This window comes from Cryomorphaceae bacterium, from assembly GCA_007695365.1.
Lineage (GTDB): Bacteria > Bacteroidota > Bacteroidia > Flavobacteriales_D > SKUL01 > SKUL01.
The window spans coordinates 1-19,503 of record REDV01000085.1 but is presented as its reverse complement, the minus strand read 5'-3'; the positions used below and the strand labels follow the sequence as shown (position 1 = coordinate 19,503).

Below are 19,503 nucleotides of genomic sequence, written 5' to 3'. Positions count from 1 at the left end.
TTGGCAGCCTCGGCGTAGAGCTTCTTTTGCAGGGAATAATCACGAGCATTTGAGGCGGTTGGTTGAAGTGCAAAGTAGGGCACCAACTGGGGCATTACAATGCGCGTACCGGCAATTGTATTGCTTTTAAAAACAAAGGGAATGGAAGTGGAGAAACCACTGGTTTCCATATTGAGGAACTTCAGTGTGCCGGCCTCCGGATACAGTGCCTGAACCAGATTAACATTGAAAAGGATGTCATTGGTTTTTGAACCGGATTCCAGCGGCTTGTCGTCAATATGGGCTGCGGCTTTGGAGGGCATGGGCAAATTTAGGGCTTGTAGCGAAATCCAAGTTGGGCGGCATACTCACCGCAGTTTTCCAGGAAATCCCGTTTATGGGCATCACTCCAATCTTCATAGCCCGGAAACCTTCCTTTTTTTTGCGCATTTACCTTTTTATGGAGATGCGCCTTGATTTTACCCGGGCTGATGTCTATTTCCAACCATTGCAAAAGCTTCTGAACAGCGATTTTGTCAATTCCGGTAAAGTTAAATCGCTGAAATCTGTCCTCCGGTAGGTCTTGCAGGCTCCTGTCTATAAACATATTGGTTTCACGCCAGAGCCAGGCAATTTGGGCCACACGCGATTGCCCGGTCCATTGGTTTTTTTCATCTCCATCTAAGGGCGATAGCCGCGCATAATCCGAGCGATGGCTTTGGTACCAACCGCGGTTCATGCCCGATTTTACAAATCCTGCCGGTTCGCGATAGAGGTGTACAAATTTGGCATGTGGAAACATCGCGGCCAACACCGGGGCAAAAAAGGTTATTCGGTTGTTGGTTTCAACAAAGCGTTTTCCGCGCATTACCGCCGTGGCCATGAGTTCCTGCCTTGCTGCGAACACTATTTCGAAAAGCGCTTCGAGTAGCTTTTCGTCTGGTTGGGTTTGCTGCAATATGCGATACGCAAAGAGGCCTTGCTCGTATAGTTCCGGAAGGGTGGCGTGGTGCACATCCAGTTTCTTGTTCTGCTCTAAAAGCTCGGTAAACCAAGCGGTGCCACACCTTCCGGTAGAGAGGAAGAAAACGGGCTGAAAAGATTCTGAGGTAAGGTACGGTCGCACTTCCGAGGGTTGAAGCCTGGTGCCGTTGATGCGCGCTTTTATTTTACTCAGAACCATGAGCGCAAGGTACGGATTACCATTTTGGCGTTGATGCGAAGAATACTGAGCGCAAGCCAAATCATTAGAAGCAATGCCAGTGCGCGGTAACCGAGGTTCTCAAGGGGCTCCCAATGGATGATGGCTACACAAATTGCCGCACCTCCAACAATCACGGCGCTTATGCGAATGAGGTTGCCGAGGCCAGCAAAGTCGTAGAAAATGCGGGTGCTGTTCATGTAGGTCATGGTGAGCATAGCCATCATAGACAGTGCAGAAGAGGCGAGGGCTCCGTATATCGGATGGATAGGAACGAGTATCAGGGCGAGCACTATGTTGATGGTAACAGCGGTGGCTGCAATGGGAACGTTTTTTCTGGTTTGTTTGGTAAAGTGAAAGGTCATGGAAAGAAATGTTTGCAGCGCCGAAAAACCGATAATCACCCCGAAATAAGGAATGTACAGGTAGGCTTCAACATAGTCGCTGTCGCGGCTCAATACCTCGAGAATGGCTTCGCTGAAAAGACTCAGAAACCAAATGGCCGACATAGCGAGCAAACTGATGAACCTGATAATGGTGGGTTGCAGGTTCATAAAAACCTTGTCTTCGTATTGTCGGAATGCAATGGCGGTGTATCCGATGAAAAATGCCTGGATAATCACAAAGTTCACAATGCCGGCAAGTTTGGCCGAAATACCATATACACCGATATCAGCAAACTCGTGAAAATGCCGAATGATGAACCGGTCGCTTGTAGCGAGCAATACCGTCATTACTGATGTGAAAACCAATGGATAGCCATAGTTTACCATGGATTTCATGGCCTCCCAGTTTGGGCGATAAGGTTCGCGTTGGCGGTAAAGGAAGAAAAGTGAGCCCAATAAAAAGGCCAGATGTCCGGCCAGGAAACTCGCAACTACGCCGGCAATTCCCCATTTTTCAATTTCTACCAGCCAGTAAACCATACCAATCAGCACCAGGAGCTTAAGCAGCGAAAGACTTACAAACGATACACTTCGATCCTTAAGACGTAGGTATTGTACCGGCACTAAACCCAACATTTCAGTAATCAGGGAGGCGCCCACCAATACTATGAGAAAGGTGTTTCCCGTTTCTCCGGTAAGCAGCTGACTCAGTGGGTTTTTGAGTGCCCAAACCAGTCCGCCAACAGCTGCGGAAACCGCAAGCAACATTAAAAGAGCGTGCGTAAACCAGGCTTTTTGCCCCGAGTGCTGGTCTGAGCTGGCCAGCCTGAGTGCCGCAATGGGGAGTTTGATGGAAAGAATACTCACCAGAATTTGATTGAAAGACTCAATCAGGGTGTAGCTACCGTACTCGTCAATACTGAGGTTTTCAGTGATAATGGGAAGCAAAAGCAACCCAGCCAACTTTACGGCAAGGTTTCCCATGCTGTAAATGGCACTGTGTCGGGCGGTTTCTTTGAGTGTGCTCAATCCGTATGGGTTGCTGCGGGAAAACTCCCAACTGGCAAATCTAAACGAAAAACACGCATGTATATTTAGTCAACGCGAATCCAGGTTTGGGTGCGGTACAAAAAGGCCAGGTAACCGCGTACTTTAAGCTTGCCGTCCTCCAGCCATATTTTGCAGCGGTAGGTTCTTCCGCTTTCGGGATCCAGAATTTCGCCCCCTTCCCAGGTGTCACCGTTTTTTTCGAGTCCGGTAATCACTTCCATTCCCAGTATCGGCTGATCTTTACGGTGGTCTTCGCATTCAATACAAAGCGGGTTTTCGGGTTCGTCGGGTTGCAGAAACACCTCCTGAATAACTCCGTAGGCTTTACCGTCGCGCTTGGTGATTTCCACGATAGAACGGGCATAGCCGCTTTTGTCATCGTAGGTTTTCCAATGGCCAAAAATTCCTGATTGGCCCAGACCCATACCCGGAAGCCCCAGAAGCAGAAGCGTTGAGATAATGTAGTTCAAATTTCTGATCATCAGTCGTTAAATAATTCCCGGCCGTACTTTTTGGCTTTGGCGATGCTCGTGTTTAACTCAAATCCTACAAGGATGGTGATGAAGTTGATATACACCCAGAGCAGCGTTACCAATATCGCGCCAAGTGAACCGTAGAGTTTGTTGTAGGTGCCAAAGTTGTTTACGAATGTGGCAAACAGGGCTGATACTACCAATACTCCAATGGTGCTGAGCGAAGCACCGGCAGAAAAAAGCTTCACCTTTTCGCGTTTACCGGCGGCTGTGTTGTATAGGATAGAGATAGATGTCATAATCAAAAAGGCGCTGAGTATCCATTTTAACAGCTGCAGGAGGAAAATCGTCCGTTCACTGCCCAGAACATCTTGAATGTGAAGCCACTCCAATAAAAACCCACTGAAAGTGAATATCAAAAGGCCAAGCGCCATCAATATGGGCAGGAAAACAATGAGGCCAAGTGAAATGAGGCGCTGCCCCAAAGTACTGCGCTTATCGGTGAGGTGAAAGGATGCGTTTAAGCCATCAAGGATGGCCTGTATGGTATTGGATGCAAAAAATAGTGCCAGAATAAAACCAATGGAAAGCAGTGTGTTGTGCTTTTTGTTCACGAGGTTATCGAGTGTGGATTCAATCACCTCAAACGCTTCTGATGGCATCATTCTCTCGAAGAAATGCATCAGTGCATCCTGAAAATTAGATACGGGGATGTAGGGAATAAGGGTGAGAATCACGATAATGGCTGGAAAAACCGATAGAATAAATTTGAATGAAATGGCGGCAGCCCGATCCAATACCGAGCCTCGTAATATCGCTTCGTAAAAGAATCGGGCTACATTAAACACACTTTGCCCGTCGAACCCGGGTAAAACCAGTTTTTGAGAGAACCGAATGGTAGTGCTCACCGGCCATGATGTGAGGATACGACGTTTTAAGGTGTAAATCCAATCAAACATCATGAGGAAATGGCTTTCAGGCTTAAGTCCAGACTTTTAACGCTGTGGGTTAGAGCGCCAACGGATATGTAATCTACCCCGCATTCAGCGTATTGGCGTATGGTTTCTTCGGTAATTCCGCCACTGGCTTCTGTTTGAAACCGGCCATTGATTCGTTTTACAGCTACGCGTAAATCTTCAAAATTGAAATTATCGAGCATGATTCGTTGAACCTGTCCTATGGCAAGTGCACGATCCAGTTCATCCAACGAGCGCACTTCCACTTCAATGGGTAGCTTCTTGCCTGTCTCTTCCAGGTATTGATTCGCGCTTTCAATGGCTTTTTCAACCCCGCCAGCAAAGTCAATGTGGTTGTCTTTGAGCATAATCATATCATATAACCCCATGCGATGGTTATGGCCGCCTCCAATTTTTACAGCTGCTTTTTCAAGTGCACGAAGTCCGGGGCTGGTTTTACGGGTGTCGAGAAGTTTGGCGCCGGTTCCTTTAATGAGGGTACAGAGAAAAGCGGTGTAGGTGGCAATTCCGCTCATTCGCTGCATACAGTTGAGCACCAGTCGCTCCGCTGAAAGAATGGCTTGAGCCGACCCCTCCACATAGAGTACAACCTGTCCTGGTTCAATGGGAGTACCGTCTTGCAGCCGAACTTCTGTTTGCAGGGTGGAATCAACTTTTCTAAAGATTTGCAGAGCAACCTCCACACCGGCCAATACGCCGTAATCTTTGGCGATGAGTTGTGCCTTGCTTTTGGCGTTTTTGGGAATACAACTCAATGAGCTGTGGTCGCCATCGCCAATATCTTCGCGAAGTGCCCGCTCAATGAGCTCCTCGATGGCTTTGTTGATTTCGGGTAAAGGCATACCCCGCAAAGTTACAAAAGCGACGCGCTTTCGCGTTAAAAGTCGCGGTTGTTTGGTTCAATCCTGAGTTGTTTGATCAGAAACTTACCATCGGTGTTTTTGATGAAGTAGGTTACACGGTAGTTTCCGTTTTCGGTAGAAAGCGTTCCAATACGGTAGTGGTCATCCAACTTTGATTTTCCTTGGTGATTGATTGTGAAGCCCGTAGGGGGGTTGTCGTCAAAAAATTTTCGTGTTATCTGAGCGGCCTGGGCCCGACTGTACACATCGTCGGTTTGAAGGATGGTAAGGTCTATATTGTTCATAAAGTGCCTGGACAACTCATTGGTGTTGCCTGTGCGAATGAGATTGGCAATATGATCGGCGGTAGATTCCTGTGCAGAAATAGATCCAACGCCGAGCAGCATAATGAACAGAGATGTGAGGAGCAAACGCATCGCTTAGATTTTACAGGATGAATGCAAATTTCCTGCCAATATTAGGGATTTTTTTGGTGGCTCGAAAGTGCGAAATAGCCATGTTTTTTGGGGCTATTCATTAGCTTCGCTGCATGATTATACGTTTGGTGTGCATCGGCAAAACGACACAGTCTTACCTGAAAGAGGGAATTGGGCAATACGTGAAACGGCTTTCTCACTATGCCAGATTTGAGTACGTGGAACTGGCGGATGTTAAGGTGTCAAAAGGGATGAGTGAAGAGGAGGTGAAGAGTCGTGAAGCTGCCGAATTGATGAAACATTGCCGCGATGGCAGTTATGTGATTTTGTTTGATGAAGGAGGGAAGACCATGGACTCGGTTGCCTTTGCCACACACCTGGAAAAGCGATTTCATTCGGTGTCAAAAGACATGGTTTTTATGATTGGTGGCCCCTACGGCTTTCACGGGCAGATTTATGCGCGCGCTGATGAGAAAATTGCCCTTTCAGCGATGACTTTTTCGCATCAGATGGTACGGTTGATAGCTGTAGAGCAAATTTACCGAGCGATGACTATTCTGCGCAATGAGCCATACCATCATGTATGAGTTCTTTCGCTGATTCGCGCTTGTTTGCCGGTGAGTTCCGTGAATATTTCGAATTGTTCTTCAATAAAATTTGTGCGGTCGAAACGAAATCTTGCGCGCAATGCGTTACGGGCATATCGTTGCAGGTTTTCGCGGTTCTGGTAGAGCTGCAACATGGCATTTGAAAGTGCTTCCACACTGTTTTCTTCCAGCACGATTCCGTCAATTTCGTGGATAACCACATCACGGCAACCACGCGTATTTACCGTAATTACAGGCACACCCATAGCCAGCGATTCCATCAGGTTTACCGGCAACCCTTCACGAATACTCGGAAAAACATTCACATCCGAAATGTTGAGGTACTCATTTACGTTTTCCTGCCAACCTACGGAGATGACTCCGGGGCAGCTGCTCATGGTAGCTTCCTGGTCTTCAGTAAGGTTATTGGAGTGAATGTGGTCTTTGGCACCCACGAGGATGAGCTTGAGGTCTTGCTGGCCCTTGTATAGGTTCATGAATGCTTTTACAATCTTGTCGAAGCCCTTGAAATGCACCTGCCGCCCGATAAAAATGAATACAAAGTCGTTTTTTTCGATGCCAAGTTGCTCTCGGAGTGCTAAAGATTCACTTTCCGGAATGGCTTGTTTGTCAAAGGTATTGAGGTTGCACCCAAGTCCATAGGAACGAAAGGTTCGCACATCGCTACCTTTGATTCTGCCGGCAAGAACTTCCCGGTCGTCTTCGGTAAGAACGTAGGTAACATCCATGCGGCTTGCAGCCCAGCGCTCAGCCATCCCGATAACCAGTTTTTGCCAACCTGTAACAATGGGAAAAGACAAACCGTGAAATGTTCCTATCGTAACAGGCCAATTGCTCTTCTTAGCCAAAGCTGCTGTAAATACGGCGGCAGAAAAATGCACATTTACCATGTCGGGCTTCGTTTCCTGAACCACCTGATTAAGTTTTGATGCGGCTTTGAGATGCTTGAGTGGTTCAAACCCACGCGGAAAGTCAATGTCGTAAAGGGTACAGCGCAAAGGTCGTTCATAACAGCTTATGTCGCTGATATGATGAGTACTCGTGGCTAAAAGCACTTCGTTTCCCTCATCAATCAAATGGTTCACCAAATCTTCCAGAAAGGTGAAGAAATTGGTGATAGAAGGAATAACGAATAAGACTTTCATGTCTGGAAAACAGATAGATTAGCGCTCATCTTTGAAAAGACGAAGATAGCGCTCTTTGTTGGATTCTACCGCGTATTGCTCAATAACCCTTTGACGGCCTGCTGCGCCAAGGCGTTCGCGCAATTGAGTGTCTTCTATCAGGCGCAACAGTGCCGGAACCCATTTTTCTGGCTGATTGTCGGGAAGGAGTAGTCCGTTTTTTTCGTGGTTGATGATGTCCTTGTTGGCTCCAACGGCAGAAGCCACCACCGGAATGCCTAACGCCATATACTGAAGTGCCTTAAATCCACATTTTCCTCTTTCCCAGTCGGTGTTTCTGAGCGGCATGATTCCAATATCAAAGGCCAGAAGGTCATCAATTTCGGTTTCTTTTTTCCAGGGGATGTAGCGGTAGTTTACGTTTTTAAGGAGCGGGTCTTCGTTGCATATCACATGTAAAACAGCATTACAGTGTCTTTGAAGCTCCGCAAGTGCTTTTTCAACCTGCCTTAACTGAATGAGGGTAGAGTGTGTACCTGTCCATCCGATCACAAGTGACTCGTTTTCGCAAACCTCTTTAATTTGGTTGTGATGGTGCTTGGTGTCAATGGTAGTTGGAATGACTACCACGTGTTTTTGAAACTGTCTCGCATAATCGGCCAGAAAATGATTGCCCCCGGAAACCAGATGGCTGTAGCCGCATATCTTTCCTACTTTGCTGTGAAACTTAAAAAAACGCACAACCCAACGGTTGGCTTTGGAGCTGTTCTCAACCCAGATTGCATCGTCAAAGTCGTAAATGAGTTTTTTGCCAAACCAGCGCGCCATGATGAATTCCAACACAGGGGGTCCGATGGGCAGGACTTCGCGATGAATCCAGATGTATTCATACCTGTTGAGCTTGCCAAGTAAAGCGAAACGCTTGACAATTCCGCCAAGCAGGGCAAGCATTTTTCGGAGCATATGGCCGGGTTCATAGATGATTTTCCAGGCGGCTATGGACCAAAAAGGAGTGTAATCAACTTGAATATCATTGGATTGAAGGTAGTCGAGATATTGTTCAAACCTGAAGCGCTGGTTGGGGGCTACGGCATGAGGGTAGGGGGCAAGGAGCAACACCCTCATTTTATCTGTGTTTCTATTTTTCTGACTAGCTGAATCGTTCACAATGGCGTGGGAGATGTTGGCTTGTTTGCAGACTCATAGATGTGGTGGAGTTGATCAACTCCTTTTTCGAGCGAAAAATACGTTTTGGCGCCCTCAATGATGGGCGAAACATCAGATTTAAGAAGTCGACTCACGGCTTTGGCCGCTTCTTTCATTGACGGTGGAGAGAAATCATACAGGCAATATCCGGCCCCGTAGCTCTGAACAATCTCATCGGTGTCTCCCACACCTGCGTTACAAATCACGGGAATACCCACGCTCATAAGCTCACCGTGCTTGGTAGGAGAGGAGGCAGCTTTTGAAAAGACGGGTTTGATGAAGAACATACTGAGGTCGAGCGCTGATAAATGTGCGGGTAAGTCACTACGCTCTGCCGGGGCAATATGCAATTGGTCATTTCGCAGACCGACTTGCCTGGCTTTTTCCAGAATGGGTGAGGGGTTGTCGAGCGTGATGAAATACAGTTTTGCAGTTGGGTGCAATTTGGTTACCTCTTTGAAAAACAAGAGCATTTCTTTCAGCAGGTACCATGTTCCGGTGGAGCCCACATACCCAATCAGCAGGGTGTCATTGTCAATTCCGAGAGCATTGCGAACCTTCTGTCTTCCAGTTGTACTTTGTTGAAAATGATTTGAATCCACACAGCAGGGAATGACGCTTATTTTATCCGGAGAGGATACAACATTCCAGCTCTCTATGATGGTTTTGGCCTTGTGCGTAAGCGATATCACGTGATCTGCTCTGGTCAGAAAATCGCGTTCCTTGCGTTTAAAGTAGCTATATACCGAGCGATATATTGGGTTTGACTGAGGCCAGATGTTACCGTCTACACGCTCATCGGCATAAAAGCCCCGCATATCGAACAGAAATTTTACCCCGAATTTGCTTTGCATCCACTGGCCCACAATGGCGCTGATATAGCTTCGGCAATGAACCCATTGGTAAGGGTTTTCGCGATGCAGTGATTGAGCCTTCTTTTTCATTCGGCGGATGTCAAAAAGTGTTGACAACACGGGCGGATTCTTCGTGTAAGTAATCGGGTAATAACCAATGCCGTGTTTTTGGCAGTCGGCCATTACTTCTTTACCCTGAGCGGTGTACCTCTCTGGCTTTTCGAATGAGATGATGTCAATGTGGTGTCCGCGATTAGCCAACCCTCGCAAATAGGGAAGGATTTGAGACTGCCCGAGGGCATCTGTGAGACCGTCGTATGACAAATAAAGTACACGCATGATGCAACGGGTTGCGAATATCAGCAATCAAATTGATAACTTTGTAATGCTGTGGATATCTATGATGTTGTCATAACGCTTGTTTATATTTCGCTCATCTACGCACTTGCCTTCGTGACCAAATCGTTTCATGGCAAGAATGAGCTCTATCAAAAGTATTTTATAAAAGGATTAACAGCCAAGATTGTGGGTGGTCTTTCCTACGCATTGGTTTATACCTATTACTACGATTACGGAGGAGACTCGCTAGCCTACTTTCACGATGCCCGGCTGATTACACGGCACTTTTTCTCAGAGCCTCTGGAGGCGCTCTCTTTTATTTGGAACCCCGCTGAGGCAGCCAGCTCAGGAATTGCGAGCCAAATGGGGCAGTTCAGGTTTCACATCGGAGGACAGGAGTTTCCTGTGGTGCGTGTAGCTGCCATTTTAAATATCCTAGGGATGGATAGTTTTTTCTCCACCACCGTATTTTTTGCTTCGCTATCCTATGTAGGGGTATGGCATTTCTTTCTCGTTTTCGCGAAACGCTACCCTGCTATCAAAGGACAAATGGCTCTTTCGGTATTGTTTATTCCTTCGGTGTTTTTCTGGGGTTCAGGAATTATGAAAGACACCATGGTTATCGGTTTTTTGGGAATCATGATGTACGGTATTGATCGCTTTTTGAGGTCGAGCCTTACCGGATGGGGCTGGCTGTTTTTGGTACTGTACTCCGGATTCGTGATATTTTCCATCAAGGCCTATGTCATTATGGCTTTGGCTCCGGCACTTCTGGTTTGGATGGTGATGAATTACAAAGACAGGATTAAAAATCAGCTTATCAGAACGCTGATTGTGCCATTTCTTTTGGCCATGGCGCTGGTAGGTGTGGTTGCGTCTGTGCAATTGCTTGGTCAATACCAAAGCAAGTACTCACTGGAAAACTTTCTCACATCAGCCCAAAGCATTCAAAACTGGCATTACATCGAAGGTGAGAATACTGCCGATAATCATGGTCGCGGCTCCAGTTATACTCTTGGAGAGTATGATTCCAGTGTATTAGGGGTTATGAAGGTTTTTCCCGCTGCAGTAAACGTTACGCTGTTTCGGCCTTATCCCTGGGAAATTAGTAGCGTAATGATGATTGCCAGCGCAGCCGAGAGCGCGGCATTGTTCATTTTCTCGCTTTTTATTTTTTTCGGTCTAGGTTTTTTCAGAGTGATCAGGCTGCTGTTTAAAGATCCGTTTTTGCTCATGTCGGTAACGTTTGCACTATTTTTTGCTTTCGCTGTAGGATTTACCAGCTACAATTTTGGTGCATTGGCACGATACAAAATTCCATGCATACCCTTTTACGTTGCAAGTCTGTTGATTCTCAATTATGAAGTGAAAATGTTGAAAGCCGCTAAGAAGAATCCTTTAGCCGGTAGAAAGCAAGGCTCACCCCATGCGTTCAGCGCCCGATCAGCAGTTGCCGGATAATCACAATGTTTCGCTTGCTGAAGATAAAAGCAGGACGAGAAAGTACAGCCTTCCAGAGGTATTGAGAACGCAACCGATTAAAGCGTTTTCCCCGGGGTAGATGAAGAGCGATGTAGGAGTACGCACCTGATTTTAACCAGGAGAAAAAACTTTCCCATTTTTCGCGAATCTTTTCATCTGCCATTGTTCGCTCGAGAAACAATGTTTTGCGGTCAATCAGTTTTTTAGGATCGAAGTTAAATACGCTTCTGTCTTGGTGGTCAATCAGTGCAGAAGTAACAGTTTTGCCCAAATGCAGCTTGTAGCGTGCAGCAAGCCGCAGCCATAGTTCATAATCTTCGCTTCCGGCCATGGCCCTGTCTTCTACAAATGGATGTTTTAGCGCAATATCACGTCTCAAAAAAACCCCGTGGCAGCTTATGAAATTACCGTGGCGCACCAGAAATTCACCGGGGTCGCCAGATGGCATTTTAATATCTTTTCGTTTTCCGCTCTTTTCATCATGCATACTATAAGGCTGAAAGTAAAACTCTGCTTCCTCATTCGACAGGGTTTTGTATGCTTCGCTTAAATGATTGGTAAAGAGTAAGTCATCTGAGTCCAGAAAGTAAACATAACGGCCTCTTGATTCGCGCACTCCTCTGTTTCGGGCAGCCCCTCTTTCTTTGTTTTCCTGAAAAACGCAGCGAAGCCGTTTATCGGCAAGGCCACCAAGGATTTCCTGCGTTTCGTCAGTACTCCCATCGTCAACTACCACTACTTCAAAAGAGTCTTGGTTTTGATTCAAAGCTGATTCAATGGTCTTCGTTATGAAAGATGCACGATTGTACGTTGGGATAATGATGGAGAAAAAGGGCTCAGACATATAAGGCTTCGGTTTTTCGGATAAACGTGTCAAGCGCAAAGCTCTCCACGTCTTTTTGCCCATTCGCTATCAAATCTGCCCGCAGTGATTGGTTTGTGCAAAGAGCCTTTAGCCCTTCGTAAATGGCATCGCTGTTCCTGTAGTCTACCACCCATGCGTTGTGCTTGTGTACAACAAATTGGTGAGCAATGCCTGAAAGAGTGAACACAGATGGAATTCCAGCCGCAAGCGCCTCCACATAGATTTGCCCGAAAGCTTCAATGTCAGCAGACACAGGTACATGCACAAAGCTGTGCATACATCCATACAAGGCTGCGAGTCTTTTTTCAAAATCAATCTCACGATAGGAGTGAGCAGGCAAATCTTTTAGCAGATGACGAATGGTTGACTGGTAGGGTCCGCGTGCATTTGCCAAAAGAAGCACGGCATCCGGAAAGTCTTGCAGTAGCCTCGCAAAAGCCGGGATAATATATTGAATGCCCTTTAGCTCGAGGTAACGGGCAATGACTCCCACTACGGGTTGGTTGTCGTTTATGTTCAGCTCATTCTGCAGATTGTTCACATCAAGCTCATTGGGCTTTGCAAAATAAGCAATGTCAAAGCCGTGTTCAATGATCAATACTTTGCCTGGGTAAACTTTTTCTTTTTTAAGCAGAGTGTCTTTCACCACTTGCGATGGAGCTACAATGTGAGTAGCCAAACTGTTCACAAACAAGTCGGCTTTTACGGCTTGAGGGTGATACACATGGTTTTGCATAGCATAGTGCCGGGTATATACTCTCTTTGGAATTCGCGCAAGCCATGCTGCTGTGAGTCCTATGATATTTGCTCGTCTCATGTGGCAGTGTACTACTTGCGGTCGTATTTTGCGGAGGAGCATCCGCACTTTTCCTACGGTCAGTACTGCCCGCCTTCCATTTGCCGCCTGAACCTTATGTACGGGTATGTGTTCTGCCAAAAATATGCGCTCCAATTCAGTTTCCTTCCTGTCGTGATTGATGAGGATAACTTCCAGTGAAATAGCTTCTTTGTTCAGGTGTTTGGCAACCCACCCGAATGCAAGGGCAAAATCGAGATCCGAAAGTATGTAAACAACCTTAACGGGCATTTGTGATGAGTTCGGTGTTGGAGTTATATCTGCCCAGAGATGCTATGATGTATTCGTACAGTTGGTATCGAAGCTTTTTCGGAAGAAAGCGGAGTTGTTCGTTATCTACGGCGCTAACAAGTTGAGGCTGTGCCAGAGCCTTGAAAAACATCTTTTTGATTCCTTTTGGTGAGCGAAGTGAGAAACGATTGTAATTACGAATGAGATGTGGTTTTTTTGCGGCCAAACTCTTCCAGGCTGCAAGGTATTGACGCTGACGAAGGATGTATTTTTCCATTGTCAACCCGTCCTCGTGCCATGCGCGGATTTCAGGCGAAAAGTAAACATGATAGCCGGATTCCAGGATACGCGTGGCAAGCTCAAAGTCTTCGGCGTCGGTCATGCTTTCGTCAAAACCGCCCACGGCATGCAGTAATTTCGCCGGCATGCTGCAATGAGCGCTTGTAAAGAATAGGTTGGATGCATTCATGAGCTTAAGCTCTTTGCCTAAGCGTTTCATCCATTGCTCATTTCGGAAAGCCGTAAATTGTAAAAAGTCGGTATTTGCCTCTGCCGGGTTGGCCTGCTGTATGGCGGTTAGGGCGGTCATTGGATAAGCTTCATGGTGTACCATGTGCTTCAACACGGCATCTTTTTCAGGCACCATGTCGTCGTCAAAGAAAATGAGCAGTTCTGCGCTGGTTGATCGAAGTCCCGCGTTTCGGGCTCCGGCACGTCCTTTATTGGTCTGCGAAATGACAATGGGTTTGGGAAACATTTCCATGGCCGTTATCACTTGCACCGTTTCGTCAGTTGAGCCATCATTAACTACAATCAACTCAAAATCGAGATGGCTTTGTTCTGAGAGTGCTTGTAACGTGCGGGTGATCCGCCCGGCGCCGTTGTAGGTTGGAATGATAACAGCTGCGGTCATAGGGCTAACCAAGGCTTCGGAGTGCGCGTAAAAGCCACAAAGGTATGTATTGGTTTCGGAAAGAAAGTTTTTGCACCAGTGCCCTGTATTGGTCGTCCAGCTCGTCGAGTGTTATGTGATTGAGGATTTCTCGGGTACGCAATCTGTCATTGTTTTGGTAGCATTCGTCGGCCATTCGCGCAAAGAAATACGGAAGGGCTTTTTCGGTGATGGATTGATCGGGATGATAATCCAGAGGCAGAATCTCACACGGCCACAGTTTTTTAATAAGTGCAGCCTGTTCGGTTAAGCCGCACAGCGTGCATAGCGTGTAGTAATAATTGATGTGCTCTTGCTTAAATGATTTTTGCTGCGAAACGGTTTTGGATTCGCTGTGCAAACGAAAATGAACCAGCAGGGTGTTGTCTCGCTCAATTCCGCTGAGGCCAAAGGCAAACAGGTAACGTATCCACAGGTCGCGGTCCATCAAATAATGGAATGAAGTGTTCAATGGGCCCATTTTTTCGAGGCACTTTTTCCGGAAAAATGTTTCCGGTTGGTCTATCCGGGCCAAACCGATGGTTTTTGCCAAATTTCCGGGGTACAGATCTGTGCCTCGCGATCTGTAAAGTTCACCTTCACTATTGAAGATAACACTCACCCCTCCGAACACATTGGTTTCCGGATTTCGAAATCGTTCTCCTACAATCCGGAGTGCGCCATGTTCATAGTAGTCGTCTGAATTAAGCCAGTTTATGACCTGTCCTGTGGCATGCCTGAAACCCTTGTTGATGGCATCACTCTGACCCTTGTCCGGTTCACTTACCCAGTAATGCAGATGTTTTTCGTACTTGCGGATTATATCTACAGATTGATCGGTGCTGCCACCGTCTATAATCATGTATTCGAGGTTTGGGTAGTTCTGGCTTAGCACCGAATCAATGGTTTGCTCCAGAAACTCTCCCTGATTGAAACTCGGGGTAATGATGGATATTCGAGGTAGTGCGTTCAATGGCAATGTAGCGTGCCGGCTAAGTAACAAAATTCTTTTGTGAGCGAAAGGTCAAAGGAAAGAGTGACACGAGTGCTGATTTACGGGAAATTCGTTACTTTGAGGTTGATAACATCGCTGAAATGATTGTGCGAACCAGCCCCTTAAACAAGAACTTCCTTTCATCCTTTAAAGGGGGCTTTCGTTTTTTGCTTAAAGCACTGGTGTTATTGTTGTTTGTTCTCGCTTTCAGACCAGTCTTTGGGCAATATGTAGATGCCGGAGCAGTACTTTGGCTGGCTCCGGAATCTGAAAAGGAGATAGTGAATGGAAAGGTTGTGTCATGGTCATCATTGGTGGGAGACGTTACATTGCACCAGCCTGACACCAGCGCCCAACCAACGCACAACGAAGCCGAGCAACAACTCAATGGTTTGTCAACGGTACAGTTTGGTTTAACTACGTATTACGAGTTGGAGATCAGTGTTTCGCAGCCGCTAACCATGGTCAATGTATTTCGTGTGGAGGAGAATGCACAAGCTTTTCTCTACGACACGCCTTCCCGGTTGTTCTTGTTTATTCAGCCCAACAGCACCATTAAACCGGGGGTCTTGCCTACCTATAGCTCACCGGTACCCAATGAATACTTTATCGTAACCTTTCACAGGGCATCAGGAGGAAATGCCGCGTTCTTCGAAAACAACGAACTCAAAGTGGCAGGCAGTGAGACACGGTCTGTAAACGGTACCTTGAATGTGGGGCTGGCATGGTCTGAAGACAGACCTTTTCGAGGTTCTCTGGCCGAAATGATTTTGTACAACGAAGCATTAAGTGATGCTCAACTCGATACGCTGTGGCACCAACTTAAAGCCAAGTATGCCCCTCCCCCCAGCCTTGGAGGTGTTCGCTACATTCTGCCCGATTGCCCCTTGTTTCTTGAAGTTGCCAATCGGTTTAAAACCGTTGCGTGGTATTCGCTTTCAGAGGATGGTGATGAAGAGCTTCTGGCCTGGGATGAAAACTCTTTGGAAGTGAGCACACCCGGGCAATACATCATTGAGGTTGAGAGTATTTTTGATGATGTGTATCGCGATACGGTTCAGGTGCTTTCATTTGCTCCACCTGCGTTGAGCGGTTCTGTATGCCAGGATGGGCCACATGAGATAGATCTTAACCTGGAGGATGCCTCGCTACAAATAGAATGGAGTGAAGCTGCGTGGGAAGGAACGGCGGTGGCCATTGATGAACCCGGAAGCTACAGCGTTACCCTGACTCAATCAGACGGCTGTGGTGTTGCGGTTGATTTTCAGGTTTATGATACCCCCGAAGCATCAGAAATTTTGATGCCTGAAACTTTTTGCACGGGGAATATTCTGCAGCCAGCTCTTACACCCTTGCCAGGGCATAGCTACACCTGGTTTTTGGATGGCGAAGAAACCGTGCCGGTGCCTGAAGTTGACGGCTGGTATGTTCTTTTTGTAACGGGCCCGAATGGATGCTCATCATCGGACTCGGTTTGGGTAGAAATTGCAGGAGAGGCTCCTACACCTATGTTTGAATACGACGTGGCATGCGCCGGACAGGATGTGGTTTTTCAAAACACAAGCCAAACTTCGGATGGTTCTGATATTGCCGAGACCAGTTGGATTATTGATGGTATAGCGTTTACAGGCTCGCAGGTGGTATTTCAGCCGGCAGATACCTCGTCGTTTACCGTGTCTATAGAAGTTATTACGACCGCAGGTTGCAGCGCGGGTGTGTCTCAAAATGTTGAGGTCTTCCAAAGCCCGCAGGCGCTGTTTGATGTAGGACTCATTTGCAGCGGTAGCCCCGCCCTTTACGAAGATTTGAGTACTATATCTTCGGGCTTCATTGTGGATTGGCTGTGGGATTTTGGCACGACACAGGTGGGTGGGGTGCCACAAACAACACATGTGTTCAATATTCCCGGTGTTCAGCAAGTTTCTCTGCAGATCTGGAGCGATGAAGGTTGCTCCGATATCTTTACAGGTTCTGTAGCCGTGAATCCCACCCCGGAAGCATCTTTTAACTGGCAGCCCACCTGTCAGGGTACCCCCATGCTACTTCAAAGCACCACCAATACAGACCTCACCGGTCCGCTAAATTATGCGTGGAATCTTGCCGGAGTGGCGCTTCCCGGAGAGAGCGTTCTGCATCTCTTTCCCGGCTCAGGTGCCTTTGAGGTGAACCATGAAGTTTGGACGACCATTGACGGTTCTGCTGGGTGCTTTGGGTCAATATCCCAAATGGTTACCGTAGCTGCAAACCCTGAGGTGGTATTCACCAATACACCGGCTTGCGCGGGAAGTAATTTTCAGCTCCACGATGAAAGTTTACCTGATGAGGGCGACGAAATCATTGGCTGGATGTGGCAGTCTGCCGGTGTGCTGTTGGGCGAAGAGAATTCCATATCTACCCAGTTTGAAGAACCAGGCAGTTATCCGATCTTTCTCTCTGTTACTACTTCCTCTGGCTGTCAGGGACAATTGAACCAAATTGTGGAAGTCAGCCCGGCAATACCCCCCGAAATTTCTCTCTCTGATGAAATTGGTCCGCCACCTTTAGCCGTTGATTTCACCAATCCCAACGAGTACGGGCAAACGCATTGGTGGGAGTTTGGAGATGGAGAATTAAGTTTTGAGATTTCCCCGCAACACACCTATCAGGATTCCGGAGTTTATGAGGTTTTCCTTTTCGTGTTTGATGACGTCGGGTGCTCCGGTGAAGCATTTGCAACAGTGTATGCCCTTGAGCCTTATTATGACGTGGCCGTGAAAGATGTCAGCTACCAACTTACGGATAACCAGCTTCAGGTGTCGTGTGTATTTGCCAATTACAATAACCACCGTTTGAGAAGTGTTGAGCTTGTGATGTCATTGGCAGATGGGACGAGAGTCTCAGAGGTTTGGGAGGGAAGTCTCAATCGAAATCAACTTACGTCCTATACCTTTCAAAGTAAGCTGAATTACAACCCTCAAATCAATGAGCCTGTACTTTGTGTAGAAGCCAGAAAACCCAACGGTGTGGATGCGGATGCTGTACCGGAAAACAACAAATTGTGTAAATCCTTTGGGGATGAGCCTTTTTCTTTGTTTAAGACCTACCCTAATCCAGCCACGCAATGGTTTGTGCAGCCCTTTAATTTGGAAGCGCGTTCGGAAATTGAATGGATGCTCGTGCAGTCAGATGGAAAGATATTGCTGAATCGAAGTGAGACGTACCCCGCTGGATACCACGAATGGAGGGTTGAAACTGGATTTCTGCAGTCGGGTACGTACATCATTCAGGCCAGATGGCGCGAAAAGGTATTTTCGCGGCGAGTCATGATAAACAGAATTGAGTAGATGAGAAAACTGGTTTTTGCTACCCATAACGCGCATAAATTAAGGGAGGTGCAGGATTTGCTTGCAGGTAAATATGAACTGCTGAGCTTAACCGACATCGGGTGCCATGATGAAATTCCGGAAACAGCCGATACCCTCGAAGGCAATGCCCTTATCAAAGCGCGCTTTGTGCAAGAACATTACGGATACGATGTGTTTGCAGATGACACCGGTTTGGAGGTGGATGCACTGGGAGGTGCCCCGGGTGTTTTCTCAGCGCGCTACGCCGGGCCTCAAAAAAGGTCGGAAGACAATATCGAAAAACTGCTGTCCGAGCTGGAAGGAAAAAGCAACAGAAAAGCGAGGTTCAGAACCTCCATTGCGCTCATTCTGGAAAATGAGGAATGGCTGTTTGACGGTATTGTGGAAGGGCAAATAACCACGGAGCCTTCGGGATTGGGAGGTTTTGGTTACGATCCTGTTTTTCACCCGGAGGGTTACTCGATGACTTTCGCAGAGATGAGCAGCGAGAATAAGAACCAAATCTCGCATAGAGGTAGAGCGGTGCGGAAGCTGGTGGAGTTTTTGAATGCTCGAAAGAAGTCGCTGGAGAAACGCGATGAACATCGTTGATCCCTATTGTTTCCGGATTCCGAATAAAAAAGCTGCTACACTTTTAGTGCAGCAGCTTTCCATTCTTAGTGACTCCGCAGGGATTCGAACCCCGAACCTCCGCATCCGTAGTGCGGTGCTCTATCCAGTTAAGCTACGGAGCCCCTTTATGTATTCTCTTCCAACCCCGGACTTGAGAAATTTTTCTCTTTGCCTGGCTTCTGGTCGCGAATTTAGTTGTTCCTTGTGAATAATCTCCCAAGGTCTAAAAGCTTTTGTCGATTTGGTTTTCCCTTTGTTATGCTCTTTAAGCCTCCGATCGGGATTCTGCGCCATTCCAGTATAATAGCGACCGAATTTTTCGCTGTAAAGAACGTAAACAAACCAGGTTTCCATGGCTTTTTCATTTGGGTGCTCCCTGCCTGCCGGCAGGCAGGTATCCAGTTAAGCTACGGAGCCCCTTTATGTATTCTCTTCCAACCCCGGACTTGAGAAATTTTTCTCTTTGCCTGGCTTCTGGTCGCGAATTTAGTTGTTCCTTGTGAATAATCTCCCAAGGTCTAAAAGCTTTTGTCGATTTGGTTTTCCCTTTGTTATGCTCTTTAAGCCTCCGATCGGGATTCTGCGCCATTCCAGTATAATAGCGACCGAATTTTTCGCTGTAAAGAACGTAAACAAACCAGGTTTCCATGGCTTTTTCATTTGGGTGCTCCCTGCCTGCCGGCAGGCAGGTATCCAGTTAAGCTACGGAGCC

General features: G+C 47.1%; 20 protein-coding genes and 1 tRNA gene. 4 read left to right on the top strand and 17 right to left on the bottom strand.

Translation table 11 applies throughout. From position 1 onward, the window contains the following. The 7 genes from EA392_07945 to EA392_07915 form a co-directional block, all read right to left on the bottom strand. Positions 1 to 302, bottom strand: a 302-nt coding sequence (locus EA392_07945; protein ID TVR39045.1) for a hypothetical protein, incomplete at its 3' end; no start/stop codon positions are given. Between the two features lie 8 nt (positions 303 to 310). Continuing rightward, positions 311 to 1,162: a hypothetical protein gene (locus tag EA392_07940; GenBank protein TVR39044.1), complete on the bottom strand. Its 852-nt coding sequence runs from the start codon at positions 1,160 to 1,162 to the stop codon at positions 311 to 313. Then, the gene (locus EA392_07935; GenBank protein TVR39043.1) at positions 1,153 to 2,595 is read right to left on the bottom strand and encodes a hypothetical protein; all 1,443 of its coding nucleotides are present in this window, start codon (positions 2,593 to 2,595) and stop codon (positions 1,153 to 1,155) included. Before EA392_07935 ends, EA392_07940 begins: the two co-directional genes overlap by 10 nt. Before the next feature lie 65 nt (positions 2,596 to 2,660). Further along, complete coding sequence (locus tag EA392_07930) at positions 2,661 to 3,041, bottom strand: DUF2147 domain-containing protein (protein ID TVR39047.1); 381 nt, start codon at positions 3,039 to 3,041, stop codon at positions 2,661 to 2,663. A 56-nt stretch (positions 3,042 to 3,097) separates the two neighbouring features. Beyond that, complete coding sequence (locus EA392_07925; GenBank protein ID TVR39042.1) at positions 3,098 to 4,051, bottom strand: YihY/virulence factor BrkB family protein; 954 nt, start codon at positions 4,049 to 4,051, stop codon at positions 3,098 to 3,100. After that, entirely contained in the window at positions 4,048 to 4,908 is an 861-nt protein-coding gene (gene nadC / locus EA392_07920; protein ID TVR39041.1) for a carboxylating nicotinate-nucleotide diphosphorylase, read from the bottom strand. The genes EA392_07925 and nadC overlap by 4 nt, the downstream gene beginning before the upstream one ends. Before the next feature lie 35 nt (positions 4,909 to 4,943). Next, positions 4,944 to 5,345 carry a DUF4783 domain-containing protein gene (locus EA392_07915; protein ID TVR39040.1) on the bottom strand — a complete coding sequence of 134 codons (402 nt, stop codon included), beginning with the start codon at positions 5,343 to 5,345 and terminating at the stop codon, positions 4,944 to 4,946. A gap of 113 nt (positions 5,346 to 5,458) precedes the next feature. Between EA392_07915 and rlmH the strand changes: the two genes are divergently transcribed. Continuing rightward, positions 5,459 to 5,932 (top strand): 23S rRNA (pseudouridine(1915)-N(3))-methyltransferase RlmH, encoded by a 474-nt coding sequence (rlmH, locus tag EA392_07910; protein TVR39039.1) that lies wholly within the window; start codon positions 5,459 to 5,461, stop codon positions 5,930 to 5,932. Here the strand turns inward: rlmH and EA392_07905 are convergent. Genes EA392_07905 through EA392_07895 form a run of 3 tightly spaced genes read right to left on the bottom strand, consistent with a single transcriptional unit; the run spans position 5,923 to position 9,476 of the window. Continuing rightward, positions 5,923 to 7,098, bottom strand: coding sequence for a glycosyltransferase family 1 protein (locus EA392_07905; GenBank protein TVR39038.1), 1,176 nt, complete (start codon positions 7,096 to 7,098; stop codon positions 5,923 to 5,925). The genes rlmH and EA392_07905 overlap by 10 nt on opposite strands. An 18-nt stretch (positions 7,099 to 7,116) precedes the next feature. Beyond that, a complete protein-coding gene (locus tag EA392_07900) occupies positions 7,117 to 8,202 on the bottom strand; it encodes a glycosyltransferase (GenBank protein TVR39037.1) in 1,086 nt (361 codons plus the stop codon). Between the two features lie 38 nt (positions 8,203 to 8,240). Continuing rightward, positions 8,241 to 9,476, bottom strand: a complete 1,236-nt coding sequence (locus tag EA392_07895; protein TVR39036.1) for a glycosyltransferase — start codon at positions 9,474 to 9,476, stop codon at positions 8,241 to 8,243. A 51-nt stretch (positions 9,477 to 9,527) separates the two neighbouring features. On the opposite strand from EA392_07895, the gene EA392_07890 reads away from it, so the two are divergent. Then, on the top strand, positions 9,528 to 10,937 hold the full coding sequence (locus EA392_07890; protein TVR39035.1) for a hypothetical protein: 1,410 nt from the start codon (positions 9,528 to 9,530) through the stop codon (positions 10,935 to 10,937). Here EA392_07890 and EA392_07885 read toward each other — a convergent pair. From EA392_07885 to EA392_07870, 4 genes are read right to left on the bottom strand one after another with little or no spacing between them, the layout of a single operon-like run. Further along, on the bottom strand, positions 10,909 to 11,865 hold the full coding sequence (locus tag EA392_07885; GenBank protein ID TVR39046.1) for a glycosyltransferase family 2 protein: 957 nt from the start codon (positions 11,863 to 11,865) through the stop codon (positions 10,909 to 10,911). The genes EA392_07890 and EA392_07885 overlap by 29 nt on opposite strands. After that, on the bottom strand, positions 11,795 to 12,910 hold the full coding sequence (locus tag EA392_07880; protein ID TVR39034.1) for a glycosyltransferase: 1,116 nt from the start codon (positions 12,908 to 12,910) through the stop codon (positions 11,795 to 11,797). The genes EA392_07885 and EA392_07880 overlap by 71 nt, the downstream gene beginning before the upstream one ends. Next, entirely contained in the window at positions 12,900 to 13,823 is a 924-nt protein-coding gene (locus EA392_07875; protein ID TVR39033.1) for a glycosyltransferase, read from the bottom strand. The genes EA392_07880 and EA392_07875 overlap by 11 nt, the downstream gene beginning before the upstream one ends. A 4-nt stretch (positions 13,824 to 13,827) precedes the next feature. Then, a complete protein-coding gene (locus EA392_07870; GenBank protein TVR39032.1) occupies positions 13,828 to 14,847 on the bottom strand; it encodes a glycosyltransferase in 1,020 nt (339 codons plus the stop codon). Positions 14,848 to 14,936: 89 nt separating this feature from the next. Here EA392_07870 and EA392_07865 point away from each other — a divergent pair, with 89 nt between their 5' ends. Both EA392_07865 and EA392_07860 read left to right on the top strand, forming a co-directional pair. After that, the gene (locus EA392_07865) at positions 14,937 to 18,158 is read left to right on the top strand and encodes a hypothetical protein (GenBank protein TVR39031.1); all 3,222 of its coding nucleotides are present in this window, start codon (positions 14,937 to 14,939) and stop codon (positions 18,156 to 18,158) included. Further along, positions 18,159 to 18,770, top strand: coding sequence for a non-canonical purine NTP diphosphatase (locus EA392_07860; protein TVR39030.1), 612 nt, complete (start codon positions 18,159 to 18,161; stop codon positions 18,768 to 18,770). Positions 18,771 to 18,836: 66 nt separating this feature from the next. Here the strand turns inward: EA392_07860 and EA392_07855 are convergent. From EA392_07855 to EA392_07845, 3 genes are all read right to left on the bottom strand, one after another. Next, a tRNA-Arg gene (locus tag EA392_07855) sits at positions 18,837 to 18,913 on the bottom strand. Further along, on the bottom strand, positions 18,891 to 19,145 hold the full coding sequence (locus EA392_07850; protein TVR39029.1) for a GIY-YIG nuclease family protein: 255 nt from the start codon (positions 19,143 to 19,145) through the stop codon (positions 18,891 to 18,893). The genes EA392_07855 and EA392_07850 overlap by 23 nt, the downstream gene beginning before the upstream one ends. 7 nt (positions 19,146 to 19,152) lie before the next feature. Continuing rightward, a complete protein-coding gene (locus tag EA392_07845) occupies positions 19,153 to 19,440 on the bottom strand; it encodes a GIY-YIG nuclease family protein (protein TVR39028.1) in 288 nt (95 codons plus the stop codon). Between the last annotated feature and the right edge of the window lie 63 nt (positions 19,441 to 19,503).